This is a genomic window from Pseudoxanthomonas mexicana (genome assembly GCF_010093385.1).
In the GTDB taxonomy this organism is placed as follows: domain Bacteria; phylum Pseudomonadota; class Gammaproteobacteria; order Xanthomonadales; family Xanthomonadaceae; genus Pseudoxanthomonas_A; species Pseudoxanthomonas_A mexicana.
Map to the genome: position 1 here is coordinate 1 of NZ_PDWV01000067.1, position 18461 is coordinate 18461.

General features: G+C 67.6%; 12 protein-coding genes and 2 pseudogenes. 7 read left to right on the forward strand and 7 right to left on the reverse strand.

Annotation, left to right across the window (positions count from 1 at the left end; translation table 11 throughout):
• Positions 1-195: 195 nt before the first annotated feature.
• The 5 genes from CSC76_RS16990 to CSC76_RS17010 form a co-directional block, all read right to left on the reverse strand.
• Positions 196-2376 carry a carboxy terminal-processing peptidase gene (locus tag CSC76_RS16990; protein ID WP_162111156.1) on the reverse strand — a complete coding sequence of 727 codons (2181 nt, stop codon included), beginning with the start codon at positions 2374-2376 and terminating at the stop codon, positions 196-198.
• A 205-nt stretch (positions 2377-2581) separates the two neighbouring features.
• Positions 2582-3598 (reverse strand): lipoyl synthase, encoded by a 1017-nt coding sequence (lipA, locus tag CSC76_RS16995; protein ID WP_162111157.1) that lies wholly within the window; start codon positions 3596-3598, stop codon positions 2582-2584.
• Positions 3599-4297: 699 nt separating this feature from the next.
• On the reverse strand, positions 4298-6622 hold the full coding sequence (locus tag CSC76_RS17000; RefSeq protein WP_162111158.1) for a putative bifunctional diguanylate cyclase/phosphodiesterase: 2325 nt from the start codon (positions 6620-6622) through the stop codon (positions 4298-4300).
• 204 nt (positions 6623-6826) lie between these two features.
• Positions 6827-7906, reverse strand: a complete 1080-nt coding sequence (locus tag CSC76_RS17005) for a 3-deoxy-7-phosphoheptulonate synthase (protein ID WP_162111159.1) — start codon at positions 7904-7906, stop codon at positions 6827-6829.
• A 221-nt stretch (positions 7907-8127) separates the two neighbouring features.
• Positions 8128-8739: a DUF6445 family protein gene (locus CSC76_RS17010; RefSeq protein WP_162111160.1), complete on the reverse strand. Its 612-nt coding sequence runs from the start codon at positions 8737-8739 to the stop codon at positions 8128-8130.
• Between the two features lie 139 nt (positions 8740-8878).
• Here CSC76_RS17010 and CSC76_RS17015 point away from each other — a divergent pair, with 139 nt between their 5' ends.
• The gene (locus CSC76_RS17015) at positions 8879-10198 is read left to right on the forward strand and encodes an aminotransferase class V-fold PLP-dependent enzyme (protein WP_202923560.1); all 1320 of its coding nucleotides are present in this window, start codon (positions 8879-8881) and stop codon (positions 10196-10198) included.
• Positions 10199-10255: 57 nt separating this feature from the next.
• On the opposite strand, the gene groL is transcribed toward CSC76_RS17015, so the two are convergent.
• Complete coding sequence (groL, locus tag CSC76_RS17020) at positions 10256-11896, reverse strand: chaperonin GroEL (protein WP_162111161.1); 1641 nt, start codon at positions 11894-11896, stop codon at positions 10256-10258.
• Between the two features lie 146 nt (positions 11897-12042).
• Entirely contained in the window at positions 12043-12336 is a 294-nt protein-coding gene (locus CSC76_RS17025) for a co-chaperone GroES (protein ID WP_162111162.1), read from the reverse strand.
• Between the two features lie 206 nt (positions 12337-12542).
• Here CSC76_RS17025 and cutA point away from each other — a divergent pair, with 206 nt between their 5' ends.
• The 6 genes and pseudogenes from cutA (at position 12543) to accC (ending at position 18296) form a co-directional block, all read left to right on the forward strand.
• The gene (gene cutA, locus CSC76_RS17030; protein ID WP_162111163.1) at positions 12543-12875 is read left to right on the forward strand and encodes a divalent-cation tolerance protein CutA; all 333 of its coding nucleotides are present in this window, start codon (positions 12543-12545) and stop codon (positions 12873-12875) included.
• A 4-nt stretch (positions 12876-12879) separates the two neighbouring features.
• Positions 12880-15173, forward strand: a pseudogene (locus tag CSC76_RS17035) (protein-disulfide reductase DsbD family protein).
• A complete protein-coding gene (locus CSC76_RS17040) occupies positions 15170-15763 on the forward strand; it encodes a TlpA family protein disulfide reductase (RefSeq protein ID WP_162111164.1) in 594 nt (197 codons plus the stop codon). Before CSC76_RS17035 ends, CSC76_RS17040 begins: the two are co-directional and overlap by 4 nt.
• Positions 15764-15953: 190 nt before the next feature.
• Entirely contained in the window at positions 15954-16394 is a 441-nt protein-coding gene (aroQ, locus tag CSC76_RS17045; RefSeq protein ID WP_142126171.1) for a type II 3-dehydroquinate dehydratase, read from the forward strand.
• A 51-nt stretch (positions 16395-16445) separates the two neighbouring features.
• Positions 16446-16919 carry an acetyl-CoA carboxylase biotin carboxyl carrier protein gene (gene accB / locus CSC76_RS17050; RefSeq protein WP_162111165.1) on the forward strand — a complete coding sequence of 158 codons (474 nt, stop codon included), beginning with the start codon at positions 16446-16448 and terminating at the stop codon, positions 16917-16919.
• Between the two features lie 10 nt (positions 16920-16929).
• Positions 16930-18296: pseudogene (gene accC / locus CSC76_RS17055) on the forward strand (acetyl-CoA carboxylase biotin carboxylase subunit).
• Positions 18297-18461: the final 165 nt, after the last annotated feature.

Below are 18461 nucleotides of genomic sequence, written 5' to 3' on the forward strand. Positions count from 1 at the left end.
GGGGGGGGGCGTGGGGGGGGTGGGGTACGGAAGCGATCGGCGCGGCATGGTGTCCATGCGCCCAGACTAAGGCGCGCGCGACAGAGGGGCTATCCGGATCTTGCGCTTGGAACGAAGAGCGAGTGAGGAGGGGTGAGGAGCGAGCAGGAGCGCGTGCTGACGCTCACTCCTCACTCCTCATCGCGCACCACTGCCTCATTCCGCCCAGCGACCGGGGCCGGGCGAATCCGGCAGCACCTGCGCGGACAGCTTGCGGTCCTGGCCCAGAATCTCGATGGCATCGCCCAGGATCGCCGCCGATTCGCGCAGCAGCGGATCCGGACGCTTGTCGGCCAGTTTCTCGCGCTGCGCGTCCTTCACGATGTCGCGCTCGGAAGCGCCCAGGCCGTCATCGGCCAGGTCCTCGGCCAGCGGGTCCAGTGCCAGTCCCAGCGCCTTGCGCTCGGCCTGGCGCTGCTTGCGCTGCGTCTCCTGGCGGTCGCGTTCGGCACGGCGTTCGGCTTCGTTGAGCGAAACGTACTTCTTGGCGGCCTCGGCGCGGAACTGGGCCACGTCTTCCGACCACCACTGGAACTCCTTGTCCTTCGCCGAGCGCGCGGCGTGCAGCGCCTGCAGGCGCGGCAGCAGCGGCGCGAAGTTGCCGTACTGCAGGTGCGGCACGGCGGCGATGCGCGTCCACGGCAAGGCGTTGTCGTAGGTGCTTTCGCCGTACTCGCTGGCGTCCACGCTCACCGGGAACGCGATGTCGGGCACCACGCCCTTGTGCTGCGTGCTGCCACCGGCCACGCGGAAGAACTGCGCGATGGTCAGCTTCACCGAGCCGAAGCGCGGCGCTTCGTTGGCCGGCCAGCGGTCCAGGTCCACCATGTTCTGCACGGTGCCCTTGCCGAAGCTGGTCTCGCCGATCACCAGGCCGCGTCCGTAATCCTGGATGGCGCCGGCGAAGATCTCCGATGCAGAGGCCGATCCGCGGTTGATCAGCACGGCGAGCGGACCATCCCACGCGACGCCGGTCTTGCGATCGCTGTTGACGGTGACGCGGCCGCCGGATTCGCGCACCTGCACCACCGGGCCCTTGTCGATGAACAGGCCGGTCAGCTCCACCGCCTCGTCCAGCGAGCCGCCACCGTTGTTGCGCAGGTCCATCACCACACCATCCACGCCCTGCGCCTTGAACTGCGCGAGGAGCTTGGCGATGTCGCGGGTGGCCGAGTTGAAGTCGTTCGGATTGCGGCGACGGCCCTCGAAGTCCTGGTAGAACGCCGGCAGCTTGATCACGCCGATGCGGCGTGCGGGTTCGCCCGCGCTGGCGGGCAGCGTGATGGTTTCGGCCTTGGCCGCCTGCTCTTCCAGCTTGACCTTCTGCCGGGTGATGGTGACCTGCGCGTGCTTGCCGTCGATGCCGGCTTCCACCGGGATGTACTCGATGCGGACCTGGGTGTCCTTCTTGCCGCGGATCTGCGCCACCACATCGTCGATGCGCCAGCCGATCACATCGGTCATCGGTCCGGACTTGCCCTGGCCAACGGCAACGATGCGGTCACCGACCTTCAGCTTGCCGCTCAGGTCGGCCGGGCCGCCCGGCACGATCTCGCGGACAGCCACCAGGTCGTCCTGGCGCTGCAGCACCGCACCGATGCCTTCCAGCGACAGCGACATCGACTGGTTGAAGTTCTCGGCGGTGCGCGGGGTGAAGTAATCGGTATGCGGATCGATCGCGCCGGTATAGGCATTGAGGAAGGTCTGGAAGACATCCTCGGTCTTGAGTTCGTTGATGCTGCGCTGCAGGTTGGCGTAGCGCTTGTCCAGCGTCTTGCGGATGTCGTCGGGCTTCTTGCCGGCCAGCTTCAGGCGCAGCCAGTCGTTCATCACCGACTTCTTCCAGATCGCATCCAGTTCCTTGCCGTCGGCCGCCCACGGCGCATCCTCGCGGTCGTATTCCCAGCGCTGGCTGCCGGTGAAGTCGAAGTCCTGCTTCAGCAGCGCGCGCGCATAGGCCACGCGCTGGCCCACGCGCTGCTTGTAGACGGCGAAGATCTCGTAGGCCGGCGCCAAGTCGCCGCTGCGGATCGCGTCGTCCATCTTCGTCTTGTACGGGGCGAACCGCGCCACGTCGGCGGCGGTGAAGAACTGCTTGCCGCCGTCCAGCGCCTCGAAATAGCGCTTGAAGACCTCCTGCGACAGGGCGTCGTCCAGCGGACGCGGCCGGTAGGCATAGCGGCTGTCCGACAGCAGGCCGTACACCAGCTTGGAGGTGTTGGACTGGTCCGCGTTGGGCGCCACCGCAACCGCGTCGCCGTCACCGCGCGCCAGCAGCGCCAGCGGGGTCGACAGGGCCAGGGCCAGCAGCAGGAAGGGGGCTTTCTTCAGTGTCATTGCGTACTCGTGGCCCGGGGGCCCGTCAGGCTGGAACGGATGGCGGATTCGACAGTCCGACAGTGCACAAAGTTGCGCGCCTTGTCATCTGCCTTTCGGCAGCCTAATGGCCGGAACGTAGGAAAAGGTGAACCGTGGCCGTGCCATGACCGGGTCGCTCGGCCCGACGGTACGCCCCGGGGGGCGTTCGTCATGGAACGAGGCGTCAGCCCGCCTGGCGTGCGGCGTGGGCGGCCTGCGCCGCCTGCTGGTCGGCGTGGTAGGAGGAGCGCACCAGCGGACCCGACGCCACGTGGCTGAAGCCCAGCGCCATGCCGTAATCCTCCAGCGCCTTGAACTCCTCGGGCGTCCAGTAGCGCAGCACCGGGTGATGGTGTGCCGTGGGCTGCAGGTACTGGCCGATGGTGACCATGTCCACGTCGTGCGCGCGCAGGTCGCGCAGCGTGCCCTGCACCTGCTCCATGGTCTCGCCCAGGCCCAGCATGATGCCGCTCTTGGTCGGCAGGTGCGGATGCTGCTGCTTGAAACGCTGCAGCAGGGTCAGCGACCACTGGTAGTCGGCGCCGGGGCGGACGTTCGGGTACAGGTCCGGCACGGTCTCGATGTTGTGGTTGAAGACGTCCGGCGGATTGACCGCCAGGATCTCCAGTGCGCGGTCCATGCGGCCCTTGCCACGGAAGTCCGGGGTCAGGATTTCGATGCGGGTCGCCGGCGAATGCGCGCGGATGGCCGCGATGCAGTCGACGAAATGCTGGGCGCCGCCGTCGCGCAGGTCGTCGCGGTCCACACTGGTCACCACGACGTACTTCAGGCCCATGTCGGCCACGGTGTTGGCCAGGCTCAGGGGCTCGGAGGGGTCCGGCGGCTTGGGGCGCCCATGGGCGACGTCGCAGAACGAGCAGCGACGCGTGCACACCTCGCCCAGGATCATGAAGGTGGCCGTGCCGTGGCCGAAACATTCATGGATGTTCGGGCAGCTGGCCTCTTCGCACACGGTGACCAGACGGTTCTCGCGCAGCTTGGCCTTGAGCTTGGCCACCGAGCCATCGGAGGGAATACGCACCCGGATCCACGACGGCTTGCGCAACACGGGCGCGTCGGCGAACTGGACCGGCGATCGCGCGATCTTGTCGCCGCCCAGCTGCTTGGCGCCGGCCTCGAGCGGGGCGGACGAGGAACTGACGACCTCGAGGGGGATCACGCGTGCGGGAGTGTCGGGCATGGCGGCAATTCTAACGCTTCGCTGGTCGCCTCTGGCCGGCACCTGCCTTCAGGCGCGGGAAGGCGACGGGGGCAGCGCCCCTGAGTCAGGGACGCAGGGAAGCCGCGGGGTGTGGTGGCGCGGCTTGGGGCCGAAGGTTTGGGCAGCGGGAATAAAAAAGCCCGCAAAGGCTGGGCCATTTGCGGGCTTGCTCCCTCCCCCACGTCGGGATGCGGGGCCATCGTGAAGGGTGCGTTACGGGTGTTGCACGCTGCACTGCAAAACAAAAACGGCGAATTCAAGGCAGTCTGATGTGATGTCACAAACATGAACGAGAGCGAAATCCTTGCCCCACCAACATGTTACCGATATCAGACCAATTTCTGTGCCGCTCGTCAGAATGCGGATTACGTTCTTCACCGCATTTACCTGAACAGGGATAGGCTGCCGGCCTCAACCGACGCGTCGATATCCGCCGGCCCGGTCCGAACCGATCCGAGCCCACGCGCTCGCGCCACTTGCCGCGCGCTTCGGTGAAGCCGATGGCCGGCCACGCCGCCGGCACCTGCCTCTCCCTCGCCGCGACGTCGCCAGCGCGGTGTTGACGAAGGCGTTGCCGGCCACCTGATAGCGCGTACGTCGCAACCAGGGCGATCCGCGCTGCCCGAATGACAAGCAGGCCGCAGTGACGGCTCCGCCCATGCCACCCGCACGCCTCCCTCAGGCACGTTCCGACTCGGCAACCTCTGCCATGAGAGCGGCGATCGGAGCTGGCTTGCCGAACAGATAGCCTTGCAGCAGCGTGCATCCCAGCCCGCGCAGCATGTCCAGCTGCTCCTGGACCTCCACGCCTTCAGCGACCACGGTCAGCTGCATCGAGCGCGCCAGCTGCACCACCGAGGCGATGATCGACCGCGTCATGTCGCGCGCGCCGTCCTGCAGCAGCGCCGCCGCGAACGACTGGTCCAGCTTGAGGCTGTCGAACGGCAACTCGCGCAGCTGCGCCATCGACGAGTAACCCACCCCGAAATCGTCGATCGCGATGCGCACCCCCGCCGCGCGCAGGCGCTGCAGCATGGCGCGCGCGGCGGCCGGGTCGCGGGCCAGGACGGACTCGGTGATCTCCAGTTCCAGACGGTCCGCCGGCAGCCCGACGCGTTGCAGGACGTCCATCACCGAGTCCACCAGGGACGGCGACGCCAGCTGTATCGGCGAGACGGTCACGGCCAGGAGGGGGTCCGGCGCCCAGGCCAGCGCATCGCGGCAGGCCCGCTCCAGCACCCACAGGCCGATCGGCACGATCAGTCCCGATTCCTCGGCCACGGGAATGAAGTCCATCGGCGGTATGCGCCCATGCACCGGATGCCGCCAGCGCAGCAGCGCTTCGTAGCCGCGCACGCGCAGGTCTTCGGCCGCACGCAGCGGCATGTAGTCCAGCTCCAGCTGACCGGCATGGGCCGCCAGCGCCAGGTCGCTGACCAGCGCCAGGCGTTCGCGCAGGCGTTCGCTCATCCGCGGCGAGTACTGGCGGAACATGTCGCGCCCCTCGTTCTTCGCCGCGTACAACGCATTGTCCGCTTGCCGCATCAACTCGCCGGTTTCCGCCGAATCGACCACCCTCGATACGCCGATGCTTGCACGCACATCGACGCGATAGTCATTGACCCATTCCGGAACCCGCAACACGTCCAGCAGGTGCTCCAGGCGCGCACAGGCTTCCGCGTCGGCACCCTTTGCCGGCAATCCACGCAGCAGCACCGCGAACTCGTCCCCGCCCAGCCGTGCCAGCAGGTCGCCCGGCCGACACCCCTGCTGCAGGCGCCGCGCGACCGCGCACAGCACCTGGTCGCCCACGGCATGGCCCAGGCTGTCGTTGATCGTCTTGAAGTTGTCCAGGTCGATCATGGCGACCGCATGCGGCCCCTCCCTTTCCACCTCCATGGCGTCGAGGAAGGCCCTTCGGTTGGGCAGCCCTGTCAGCGGATCGTGGTGGGCCAGGTGGTGCAGCTTACGTTCGCGCACCAACGCCTCCGCCTCCCGCAGCCGGGCATCGGTGACCTCGCACCCCCCGCCACGCCACCCGATCCATTCGCCCGTGGGCGCATGCAACGGCTTGGCGCTGAGCGACCAGCTGCGCGGCTGCTGGTCCACCATTGCTTCCACCACCACGCCGCTGAACGGCCGCCCGCCACCCAGGCGCTTCCGCAACGCGGCCGGCCCCACCGCGGCCTCGCCGCCCAGGGCCAGCAGCGCGTGCGGGGCGAACAGCGTGTCCAGTCGCTTCCCCACCAGATCAGCGTCCACCAGTCCCAGCATCTGCGCGAGCCGGCTGGCCGGGCGCGTCAGCACCCCGCCGCAGTCGCTTTCCCACAGCCAGTCGTTGGCCTTGCTTTCGAAATCGCGCAACAGCAGGCCGACGATCTGGCGCTGCCGGTCCGCTGCCAGTTCGGCCTCGATGCGGCGGACGAACAGGTGCGAGGCGAACAGCAGGGCCGAAGAGAGCATCACCGCGTAACAGCACAGCAGTGTCACCGTCATGCCCTGGGCCAGGAAATCCAGCCTCGCCACCATCAGGCACGCCGATACCGTCAGGATCGCCAGCCAGGTGAAGGACACCAGCGGCGTGGTGATCCCGACCAATACGCCAGTGGCGATGAGCCCGGGCGTGTAGGCGCTGAGCAGCAGGCGGCTGGCGTCGCTGGCCGCAAGTGGCGCACCCAGGTAGATGCCCGCACCCGCGGCCAGGGCACACAGGGCGCACCAGAACATCGAAACATGCAGATCGCCATGCCGCAGTGACTGTTCGCCCTGACGTTGCTGTCTGCGCGCGCAGCGGACCGCATGCCAACCCCACCCCAGGTGGACAAGCCCCAGACACGCGAACCAGGCCCACGCGAACGCGGCATCAAGGAAGGGCCACATGACCAGCAGCACGCCACCACCCGTGTAGCAGTTGGAGGCGGCATACCAGGGCACGACGCGAAACAGATTGCGCAACTGCCGGTTCAGCAGCAATGTGCGCACATCCTCGCTGGCGTCGGGCAAGGTCCAGCACCGGCGCACACGCTCCCATGCCCCCCGCATTGCCCATCTCCTGTCAGGCGCAGCCTCTTAATGCGAGAAAAGTCACGTTAATCAGAGGCTTGCAATGGAGATATTAACCATTGAAGGGCCGTGCATCACAACCATCGCCCCGCTGCGGGCGTCGGCACTGTCGGGGAGGGGCGAAACGCGGTGCGTCGTCGTGCTTCAGGCCGCCTGTTCCATCCCGGCTCCTCGCACACGCCGCATGCGCACGGCCGCGGCCAAACGCTCGAGCACCTGACCGCTCGCCTCCCATCCCAGGCAGCCATCGGTGATGCTTTGACCGTAACGAAGGGGCTGGCCGTCGACCAGATCCTGGCGTCCGCCCACCAGGTGGCTCTCCACCATCACACCGACGATGCGGCGCTCACCCACCTCGAGCTGTGCCGCGATGTCGTCGACCACCGCGGGCTGGTTGTCGGGATCCTTGCCGCTGTTGGCATGGCTGGCGTCGACCATCAGGCGTGCCGGCAGTCCCGCCTTGGCCAGTACCTGGCTCGCCGCCTCGATGCTGGCCGCATCGTAGTTGGGCGCCTTGCCGCCGCGCAGGATCACGTGGCAGTCCGGGTTGCCCGCCGTGGCGGCGATCGCCGAGCGGCCTTCCTTCGTCACCGCCAGGAAATGATGCGGATGCGAGGCCGCACCCACCGCATCCACCGCGATCTTCACGTTGCCGTCGGTGCCGTTCTTGAAGCCCACCGGGCAGGACAGTCCGCTGGCCATCTCGCGGTGCACCTGGCTCTCGGTCGTGCGCGCGCCGATCGCACCCCACGCCACCAGGTCGCTGATGTACTGCGGCGAGATGGTGTCCAGATATTCGCATCCGGCCGGCAGGCCCAGCGCGTTGATGTCGCGCAACAGGCCGCGCGCCAGGCGCAGGCCGCGGTTGATGTCGAAACTGCCGTCCAGCGCGGGATCGTTGATCAGGCCCTTCCAGCCCACCGTCGTGCGCGGCTTCTCGAAGTAGACGCGCATGACGATCTCGAGCTCGCCGGCCAGCGCATCGCGCAGCGGCTTCAGGCGTGCGGCGTACTCCATCGCCGAAGCAGGATCGTGGATCGAGCACGGACCGATCACCACCACCAGGCGGTCGTCGTGCCCGTGCAGGATGTCGTGCAGCGCGGCGCGCGCTTCGGACACCGTCTGCGAAATCGCGTCGTCGCACGGCAGTTCGCCGATGATCGCGGCGGGCGTGACCAGCTCATCGAGCTTCCTGATGCGCAGGTCGTCGGTGTGGGGGGCCATGGGGGGTTTCTCCGGAGTCAATAAAAAAGCCGCCAGGTTCGCTGGCGGCTTCAAGGGGATTCTTCTGGTGTCTACCTAGAATGAACGCAGCCCCGCCACCGCCGTGGGATCGCGGTAATACCAAAACCAGAAGCGGGCGCGGGTCGGATTCATTGGGGCGTAGTGATATCACGCCTTTCCCGGACGCGCGAATGTTTCATCTGCAACGTGGTGGTGGCAGGTCAGGCGACTTCGAAGAACAGCAGGTAGACGAGGCGGCCATCCTCCAAAGAGTTGCCGAACGCTTCACCTGCGGTGTGCCACATCCAGGGACGGAGCATCAGTAGCCGGTTGAAGCGCATGGGCACGCGCATCGTCATTTCCCACTTGCTGTCGTCCAGCGTGTGTTTGCTGACGATCTCCCGGTACATCTGTTCCTGCGAGGCAAAGCCGGCGGCGGCCAGTTCCTCGTCGGTCATCGGCGCGCGGTCGCTCTGGGTAGGCAGGTGCCTGAAGAATTCGGTACCCCCCCGGCAGTCTTCGGGCCGGCTCAGGTACAGGACCCCGGACCAGTGCGCCTTGTCGATGTGCACCTTCGCCCGGCCGATGTCGCCGGCCAGCGTGATCCTGAACTTGGCGTGCGATTGCGGTGGCGGCGCGGGGCGCAAACGTTCGCCCACCAACCGCGACACCGCCTCCGTCAGCCCGTCGATCTCGACCCGTTCGACCGAATTGCGGCCGGGAAACGCCCCCTTCTGGTCCGGGGGGTAGGTCAGCCGAAGGCCCGCATCGCGCAACGCGAGCGCATCACGGGGTCCCAGGAAATCATCCACGACCAGCAGCGAGGTAGGCATGGATGTCGAGGCTATCCGGACGCACCGACGCCGACAAGATCCCTGTTCGTTCCGCTTCCGCCAATCGGTGGCCGTGAGCGGCGCACCCTCGCGTTGGCCTTCTTGTCGCAACCGGCGACGCCACCGGTACCGGTGCACCATGGCCCTGTCCCGCCGACACCTGCTCGCGGCGCCCGCCGCCCTCGCCGCGACGGCCCTGCTGCCCGGCCCGCTGCTCGCCGCCGTGGCCGCGCAGACCTCCACCCCGCCCGACCTGTCCGACTGGGAGGCGGTACGCGCGCAGTTCGCACTTGATCCGGCCTACCTGCACTTCGCCTCGTTCTTCATCGCCAGCCACCCGACGCCGGTGCGCGAAGCGCTCGAGGGCTATCGACGCGCGATGGATGCGAACCCGTTCCTGGTGGTCGAACGGGCGATGTTCGAGGACGACGCGCACAACCTGCCGTTACGGGTCTGCACCGAGGCGGCGGACTACCTGGGTGGAGAGGCAGCGGAGGTCTGCCTGACGCGGAGCACGACCGAAGGTCTCGCGCTGGTCTACCACGGCCTGCCGCTGAAGGCCGGCGATGAGGTGCTGACTACGGTCCACGACCACTATTCGCACCACGAATCCATCCGCCTGGCAACCGCACGCGCGAACGCATCGATGCGGAAGATCGCGCTGTTCGCGTCCTCCGCCACGGCCAGCGTCGATGAGATCGTCGGCAACCTGAGGGCCGCGGTGCGTCCGGCCACGCGCGTGGTCGGCATCACCTGGGTGCATTCCAGCACCGGCATCCGCCTGCCGATCTGCGAGATCGCGGCGATGCTGCACGACCTGCCTTCACCGCCGCTGCTCGTGGTCGATGGCGTGCATGGCCTGGGCGCCACGGACGAGACGGTTGCCACGATGGGCGCGGACTATTTCTGCGCCGGCACGCACAAGTGGATGTTCGCGCCGCGCGGCACCGGCCTGGTATGGGCGAATGCGGCGAACTGGGGCCGCCTGCAGCCGTTGGTGCCCAACTTCACCGAACTGGAAAGCTACAAGGCCTGGGCAGAAGATCGTCCGCCTTCGGGTCCCGCCAATGCGGCACGGATGACGCCCGGCGGCTTCCATGCCTTCGAGCACCAGTGGGCGATGGCCGCGGCTTTCCGCATGCACCGGCAGATGCAGCGCCCGCGCGTGGCGGCGCGCATCACTGCGATGAACGATCAACTGAAGCAAGGCCTGGCCCGTCTGCCGAAGGTGAGGATGCACACGCCACGCGCGCCCGCGTTGTCTGCGGGGTTGGTGGCGTTCGAGATCGAGGGCGTATCGCCCACCGACATCGTGAAGCAGCTGCTCGCGCGCCGCATCGTCGCCAGCACCAGTCCCTACGCGGTCAGTTACGCGCGGCTGGCGCCCAGCCTGGTGAACACGCCCGCTGAAGTCGATGAGGCCTTGCGCGCGGTGCGTGAGATCGCTGGGAACGGATAAAGCAAAGCCCCGCATCGCTGCGGGGCTTTTCGTGGAACAGTGACGCGGGAAGCGGACTTAGAAGTCCATGCCACCCATGCCGCCCATGCCACCGCCGGCCGGCATCGCCGGCTCGTCCTTCTTCGGGGCCTCGGCCACCATCGCTTCGGTGGTGATCATCAGGCCCGCGATCGAGGCGGCGTTCTGCAGCGCGGAGCGCGTGACCTTGGTCGGGTCCAGGATGCCGAATTCGATCATGTCGCCGAACTCGCCGTTGGCGGCGTTGTAGCCGAAGTTGCCCGAACCTTCCTTGACGCGGTTGACGATCACCGAGGGCTCTTCGCCGGCATTGGTGACGATCTCGCGCAGCGGGGCTTCCATCGCGCGCAGGGCGATCTGGATGCCGTGGTTCTGGTCTTCGTTGGCACCCTTCAGGGTACCGATGCTCTGCAGCGCGCGGATCAGCGCGACGCCGCCGCCGGGGACCACGCCTTCTTCCACCGCCGCACGCGTGGCGTGCAGGGCGTCTTCGACGCGGGCCTTCTTTTCCTTCATTTCGATTTCGGTCGAGGCACCGACCTTGATCACGGCCACGCCGCCGGCCAGCTTGGCCACGCGTTCCTGCAGCTTCTCGCGGTCGTAGTCCGAAGAGGTCTCTTCGATCTGCGCCTTGATCTGCTTGATGCGCGACTGGATGCGCTCGGCATCGCCGGCGCCGTCGATGATCGTGGTGTTCTCCTTCGAGACCACGACCTTCTTCGCACGGCCCAGGTCGTTGATGGTGGCCTTCTCCAGCTGCAGGCCGACTTCCTCGGAGATCACCGTGCCGTTGGTCAGCGTGGCGATGTCTTCCAGGATGGCCTTGCGGCGGTCACCGAAGCCCGGCGCCTTGACGGCGGCGACCTTCACGATGCCGCGGATGGTGTTGACCACGAGGGTGGCCAGCGCTTCGCCTTCCACTTCCTCGGCCACGATCAGCAGCGGCTTGCCGGCCTTGGCGACGCCTTCCAGCACCGGCAGCAGTTCGCGGACGTTGGAGACCTTCTTGTCGTGGATCAGGATGAAGGGGTCGTCGAATTCGACCTGCTGCGACTGCTGGTTGTTGATGAAGTACGGCGACAGGTAGCCGCGGTCGAACTGCATGCCCTCGACCACGTCCAGCTCGTTCTCCAAGCCCGAGCCTTCCTCGACGGTGATCACGCCTTCCTTGCCGACCTTCTTCATGGCCTCGGCGATGATGTCGCCGATGTTGCTGTCGGAGTTGGCCGAGATGGTGCCGACCTGGGCGATCGCCTTGTCGTCGGCGGTCGGCTTGGAGAGCTTCTTCAGCTCTTCGACGGCGGCCTTCACGGCCTGGTCAATGCCGCGCTTCAGGTCCATCGGATTCATGCCGGCGGCGACGGCCTTGGAGCCTTCGCGGATGAACGCCTGCGCCAGCACGGTGGCAGTGGTGGTGCCGTCACCGGCATTGTCGGAGGTCTTGGACGCGACTTCCTTCACCATCTGCGCGCCCATGTTCTCGAACTTGTCGGCCAGTTCGATTTCCTTGGCGACGGACACGCCGTCCTTGGTGATGGTCGGGGCGCCGAAGCTCTTCTCGAGCACGACGTTGCGGCCCTTCGGGCCGAGGGTGGCCTTGACGGCATTGGCGAGGATGTTCACGCCGCGCACCATGCGCGTACGGGCGTCTTCACCGAAACGGATATCTTTTGCAGCCATTTGAATAACTCCGGTAGGCGTGAATCCCAGGCCGGCGGCCGGGATTCGGGATTAGAGATTTGGGAACTCGGAAAGCGATGGCGGGGACAGGTGGACCGGGCCTGCAGCCATCGCTGCTGCCGGTCCCGTCGCCCCCATGCCGGCTCTTAGGCCAGGATCGCCAGAACGTCGTCTTCCTTGATGATCTTGTACTCGACGCCGTCCTGCTTGTAGGCCGAACCGGAGTACTGACCGTAGATCACCTTGTCGCCCACCTTCACCTTCGGGGCGCGCACGCCACCGGTGGCGTCGATGAACTTGCCCTCGCCGACGGCGATGACTTCACCCTTGGTGGGCTTTTCCTTGGCGGCGTCGGGGATGATGATGCCGCCGAGCGAGGTTTCTTCGGCTTCGATCGGCTTGACCACCAGACGGTCGTACAGCGGCTTGATGTTGCTCATGTCAATCCTCTTAAGTGATTGATTGGACTAGGAAAGGGGCGGCGATGTTAGCAGTCTCCACCGGAGACTGCCAACGACGCGGACGCAAAAACCCGGCAACGCCGGATGCCGTCCGATGTTGGGCGGGGCCCGGCGGCTTTCAAGGCCCTCCAGGAAAATTTTTTGCCCGGGGCCGGCTCCGGCGGGTCTGCGATAATCGCCGGCCCATGCCCGTCTTCCTCATCCTGTCCACCTGCCCGGACGCCGACACCGCCCAGCGGCTGGCGCGGATCCTGGTGGAGGAGCGCCTGGCGGCCTGCGTCAGCCTGTTGCCCGGTGGGGTGTCGACCTACCGCTGGCAGGGCCGGGTGGAACAGACGACCGAGGTCCAGCTGCTGGCCAAGACCCCGGCCGACCGGCGCGACGCCCTGATGGCCCGGCTGGCCGAACTGCATCCGTATGAACTGCCGGAGATCCTGGTGGTCGAAACCGCCGCCGGCCTGCCCGCCTATCTGGACTGGGTGACCGCGGAAACCCGCACCGACGCCTCACCCGAGTGACCCGATGACGCCGATCCGCACCCTGCCCGCCCTCCTGCTGCTGTTCCTGGCCTCGCTGCTGGCACCCGCGGCCTCGGCCGCGATCACCCAGGACGACCTGCTGCCGGTGGACGAGGCGTTCGTGCTGACCGCCACCGCACCGGCCCGCGAACGGATCGAGATCCGCTGGAAGATCACCGACGGCTACTACCTGTACCGTCACCGCACCGGCGTGGAGGCCGACGCGGGCTTCGCCGCGCAGCCGCTGCAACTGCCCAAGGGCAAGGCGTACCGCGACGAGTTCTTCGGCGATGTGGAAACCTATCGCGGCGAACTGGTCGCCACCCTGCCCGGCCGGCCCGCGCCCGGCACCGACAGCGTCAGCCTGAAGATCAAGTACCAGGGGTGCGCGGATGCCGGCATCTGCTATCCGCCACAGACGCGCACGCTGAAGGTGGCGCTGCCGCCCGCGGCAGGCGACACCTTCGTCCCGCTGGGCGGTGGCGCGCTTGCCGGCAACCTGCTGGGCCAGAAGCCGCAGGCGGGCATGGACGCATTGCCGTTGCCGGAGGAGCAGGCGTTCGCCTTCGAGGCGATCGCCTTCAACGGTAACGAACTGCTGCTGCGCTTCACCCCGGCGCGCGGTTACTACGTGTATCGCGACCGTACCTCGATGGCGCTGGAAGGTGCGCAGGGCATATCGCTGCAGGCGCCGCGCTGGCCGAAGGGCAAAGCGCATCGCGATGACATTTCGGCGACGTCACCGTCTACTTCGACCAGGCCGAAGTGCCGGTGCCGCGGAAGCGCGACCGCGCCGACGCGGTGACCGCGACGCTGCGGGTGACGTTCCAGGGCTGCCAGACCGATGGCATCTGCTATCCGCCGATGACGCGGCGGGTGAAGCTGGCGATCCCGTCCGGGACGGTCACGCCCGTCAGTACGCCTGACACGCCCGCACCCGCCACCGTGGCGCCACTGCCAACCGCGACGACTCCGGTCGATGCCGCCGTCGCCACCCCGGATACGACCACGTCGGCAGCCTCCATCGCGACCGATGTCGAACGCACGCGCCCGCCCGAAGAGGTGCTGGCCCGCAACCCGCGCGGCACCTCCTCGCTGCTCGTCGCGCTGGCGCTCGCGCTGACCGGTGGCCTGATCCTCAACCTGATGCCGTGCGTGTTGCCGATCCTGTCGCTGAAGGCGCTGTCGCTGGCCGAAAGCGGGCGCGAGGGCGGCGATGCCCGTCGGCGCGCGCTCTGGTACACAGCCGGCGTGCTGGTCAGTTTCGTCGCCGTGGGCGCGCTGGCCATCGCACTGCGGGCGGCGGGCCAGGCGCTGGGCTGGGGTTTCCAGCTGCAGCAGCCGTGGGTGGTCGGACTGCTCGCGTACGTGATGTTCGCGGTGGGCTTGAGCCTGTCGGGCGTGTTCGCGATCGGGCATCGGCTGGCGGGAACCGGTCACGGGCTGGCGTCGCGTCGCGGCCCGGTCGGCGACTTCTTCACCGGCGGGCTGGCGGTGGTCGTGGCCAGCCCGTGCACGGCGCCCTTCATGGGCGTGGCGCTGGCGTATGCGTTCACCGCGCCCACGCCGCTGGCGCTGCTGGTGTTCGCGGTGCTCGGCCTGGGGCTCGCCCTGCCGTTCCTGCTGATCGGTTTCGTGCCGGGGCTGGCAAGCCGCCTGCCGCGTCCCGGTGCGTGGATGGACACGCTGAAGCAGGTGCTGGCTTTCCCGATGTACCTGACGGCAGTCTGGCTGCTGTGGGTGCTGGGCAAGCAACGCGGCATCGACGCCGTGGGGTTGGCGCTGGTGGGCCTGGTGCTGCTGGCGCTGGGGCTATGGTGGTTCCAGCGCGCGCGCTTCGCCCCTGCGCCGTTGCAGCGCGCGCTGGCGCTGGCACTCGCTGTCTCCGCACTGGTGCCGCTGGCGATGCTGCATCGACTGCCGGCGGAGACAGCAGCGGCACCGACGACCGAAGGGCACGCGGCCTACTCGGCGGATCGCCTGGCCGCCCTGCGCGCGGAAGGCCGCATCGTCTTCGTCGACATGACCGCCGACTGGTGTGTCACCTGCAAGGCCAACGAGAAGGCGGTGCTCAACACCCCCGCGTTCCGTGAACTGCTCGCAACCCATGACGCGGTCATGCTTACCGGCGACTGGACCAACGTGGACCCGGCCATCACCGCCTTCCTCGAGAAGCACGGTGCGGTCGGCGTGCCGCTGTACGTGATGTATCCGCGGGGCGGTGGCGCCGGGGAAGTGTTGCCGACCGTCCTGACCCAGGACGGCATGCGCCGGGCCTTCGAGCGCGCCGCACGATGAAGGCGACGACCTCGCGCGTGCTGCTGGTGGCGGTGGCCGCCGGCGGCCTGGGCCTGCTGGCCAGCCTGTGGTTCAACGGCAATCCGTTCTGGCGCACGCAGGTGGGCGAGCGCGCCCTGCATGCGGCCACGAACGCCACCGCGCCCGCGCCCCCGCCCGGCGTCACGCCAGCCGGCATCGGCGACCCCATGCCGGCCATCGCGCTTCCCGGACTGGACGGCGCCATCGTCGACCTGCACACGCGCTACGCGGGCAGGCGGCTGCTGATCAACGTGTGGGCGAGCTGGTGCGGACCGTGCATCGAGGAGATGCCCGAGCTGGACCGTTTCGCGGCGACCCAGGGCCGCGAGGGCGTGCAGGTGATCGGTCTTGCGCTGGATACGCCGGACGGCGTACGTGATTTCATCGCCAGGGTGCCGGTGCGCTATCCGATCCTGCTGGATGCGCCCGGTCCTGCCGATGCGAGCGTCTGGCTGGGCAATGCCAAGGGCGTATTGCCCTACACCGTGCTCGTGGATGCCGATGGCCGCAGCGCGCGGCAGAAGATCGGCCCCTTCAAGCCCGGCGAAATCAGCGGCTGGGTGGAGTAGCCAAGCGCGCGACCCCGCGCCGTGCGGATCACCCTCACCCTGATCGACGGATCCGCGCCACGGCTGCACATCCCTGATGGGCCGTGACAGGCCACAAAATCAAACATCCGCTTAAAACGAAGCAAACTTCGGCGAACTGGACAGCATCACCGGGTTCAAGCAGACTGCCGCCCTTCCGCTGGAGACGCGAATGGCGAAGCTGCTGGTCCTGCATGGCCCCAACCTCAATCTGCTCGGCACCCGCGAGCCGGAGGTCTATGGCCATGCGACGCTGGCGGACATCGACCGGTCCCTGGCGGCACAGGCCCAGGCCGCCGGCCACCAGTTGGACAGCTTCCAGTCCAATGCCGAGCATGCCCTGGTCGACCGCATCCAGGCCGCGCGCACCGACGGCACGGCCTTCATCCTGATCAACCCGGCCGCCTTCACCCACACCTCGGTCGCCATCCGCGACGCACTGGCCGGCGTGGCGCTGCCCTTCATCGAAATACACCTGTCCAACCCGCACAGCCGCGAGCCGTTCCGCCACACCAGCTATCTCAGCGACAAGGCGGTCGGCGTGGTCTGCGGCTTCGGCGCCGACAGCTACCGCTACGCTCTGGACGCCGCCCTGCAACGGCTGCCCGCCTGACCCCTTTTATCTTGTTCCGCGCGCGGAACATCGTTCAACCACGAGGCTCCCATGGATCTCCGCAAAATCAAGAAACTGATCGACCTGCTGGAAGAGTCGAACCGGGCCGAAATCGAGATCAAGGAAGGCGAAGAGTCCGTGCGCCTGGCGCGCACGCCGAAGGGCGGCTATGCGGCGCCCGCGGCACCGGTCGCCTACGCCGAGCCGCGCCCGGCCGCGCCGATGCCGATGAGCTCGCCCACCGAAGCCTCTACCGGCGGCACCGCCAAGCCCGGCAACGCCCTTCCCGACGGCCACGTGGTGCGCGCGCCGATGGTCGGCACGTTCTACGCCTCGCCGGCGCCGGACAAGCCGGCGTTCGTCAGCGTGGGCCAGGCGGTGAAGGCCGGCGAGACGCTGGCCATCATCGAAGCCATGAAGATGTTCAACCCCATCGAGGCCGACGTATCGGGCACGGTGCTGTCGGTCCTGGCTGAAAGCGGCCAGCCGATCGAATTCGATCAGCCGCTGTTCGTGATCGGCTGAGGTCCGCACCATGCTGGACAAGGTCGTTATCGCCAACCGGGGTGAGATCGCGCTGCGCATCCTGCGCGCCTGCCACACCCTCGGCATCCGCACGGTCGCGGTGCACTCCACCGTCGACCGCAATCTCAAGCACGTGGCCATGGCCGACGAGTCGGTCTGCATCGGCCCTGCCGCCTCGAAGACAGCTACCTCAACATCCCGGCGATCATCGCCGCGGCCGAGGTCACCGATGCCCAGGCCATCCATCCCGGCTACGGCTTCCTGTCGGAGAACGCCGACTTCGCCGAGCGCGTGGAGCAGTCCGGCTTCATCTTCATCGGCCCCAAGGCCGACACCATCCGCATGATGGGCGACAAGGTGGAGGCGATCCGCGCCATGCAGGCCGCCGGTGTGCCGTGCGTGCCCGGCAGCGGCGGTCCGCTGGGCGACGACATCGTCGCCAATACCAAGATCGCGCGCGAGATCGGCTACCCGGTGATCATCAAGGCGGCGGGCGGCGGCGGCGGCCGCGGCATGCGCGTGGTGCATGTCGAAGGCGCGCTGAAGGCGGCCATCGAGACCACCAAGTCCGAGGCCAAGGCGGCCTTCGGCAACGGCGAGGTCTACATGGAGAAGTTCCTGGAGAATCCGCGTCACGTGGAGATCCAGGTGCTGGCCGACGGCCAGGGCAACGCCATCCACCTGGGCGAACGCGACTGCTCGATGCAGCGCCGCCACCAGAAGGTGGTGGAGGAAGCGCCGGCGCCCGGCATCACCGAGGAGCTGCGCAACGAGATCGGCAAGGTCTGCGTGGAGGCCTGCCTGCGCATCGGCTACCGCGGCGCGGGCACGTTCGAGTTCCTGTTCGAGGACGGACGCTTCTACTTCATCGAGATGAACACCCGCATCCAGGTGGAGCATCCGGTCACCGAACGCATCACCGGCATCGATCTGGTCTGCGAACAGCTGCGCATCGCGGCCGGTCACAAACTGAGCATCAAACAGTCCGACATCGTGCTGCGCGGCCACGCGATCGAGTGCCGCATCAACGCCGAAGACCCGGATACCTTCATGCCGCACCCGGGCCTGATCCAGCATTTCCATCCGCCGGGCGGTCCGGGCGTGCGCGTGGACACGCACATCTACGAAGGCTACCGCGTCCCGCCGAACTACGATTCGATGATCGCCAAGCTGATCGTGCACGGACCCGACCGCGAAACGGCGATCGCGCGCATGCGCGTGGCGCTCAGCGAAATGGTCATCGACGGCATCAAGACCAACATCCCGCTGCAGCAGCGCATCATGCGCGACCAGGGCTTCCAGGCCGGCGGCCAGAACATCCACTACCTGGAAAAGCGCCTGGCCGAACGCAAGAACAAGGCGATCTCGCTGGTCTGATTCGCCACGGCCCCGCGTCCACCGCGGGGCCGCCTGTGTCGAAAGCTGGGCGGGGCGCGTGTCCGGCGGGGCACCGCTCCGGCGTTGGAGGAAGCGGACCCCCGACGAGAACGCACGATGCGTCCCCTGCCCCACCTGGCTCTTCTACACATCTGACGCTGCCGA

Excerpts from the sequence above, each read along its gene's own strand:
- CSC76_RS16990 (WP_162111156.1), bottom strand. The coding sequence starts at position 2,376 with ATGACACTGAAGAAAGCCCCCTTCCTGCTGCTGGCCCTGGCCCTGTCG.
- aroQ (WP_142126171.1), top strand. The coding sequence starts at position 15,954 with ATGGCGAAGCTGCTGGTCCTGCATGGCCCCAACCTCAATCTGCTCGGC.
- CSC76_RS17025 (WP_162111162.1), bottom strand. The coding sequence starts at position 12,336 with ATGAGCAACATCAAGCCGCTGTACGACCGTCTGGTGGTCAAGCCGATC.
- CSC76_RS17010 (WP_162111160.1), bottom strand. The coding sequence starts at position 8,739 with ATGCCTACCTCGCTGCTGGTCGTGGATGATTTCCTGGGACCCCGTGAT.
- groL (WP_162111161.1), bottom strand. The coding sequence starts at position 11,896 with ATGGCTGCAAAAGATATCCGTTTCGGTGAAGACGCCCGTACGCGCATG.
- CSC76_RS17015 (WP_202923560.1), top strand. The coding sequence starts at position 8,879 with ATGGCCCTGTCCCGCCGACACCTGCTCGCGGCGCCCGCCGCCCTCGCC.
- CSC76_RS17005 (WP_162111159.1), bottom strand. The coding sequence starts at position 7,906 with ATGGCCCCCCACACCGACGACCTGCGCATCAGGAAGCTCGATGAGCTG.
- CSC76_RS17040 (WP_162111164.1), top strand. The coding sequence starts at position 15,170 with ATGAAGGCGACGACCTCGCGCGTGCTGCTGGTGGCGGTGGCCGCCGGC.
- lipA (WP_162111157.1), bottom strand. The coding sequence starts at position 3,598 with ATGCCCGACACTCCCGCACGCGTGATCCCCCTCGAGGTCGTCAGTTCC.
- accB (WP_162111165.1), top strand. The coding sequence starts at position 16,446 with ATGGATCTCCGCAAAATCAAGAAACTGATCGACCTGCTGGAAGAGTCG.
- cutA (WP_162111163.1), top strand. The coding sequence starts at position 12,543 with ATGCCCGTCTTCCTCATCCTGTCCACCTGCCCGGACGCCGACACCGCC.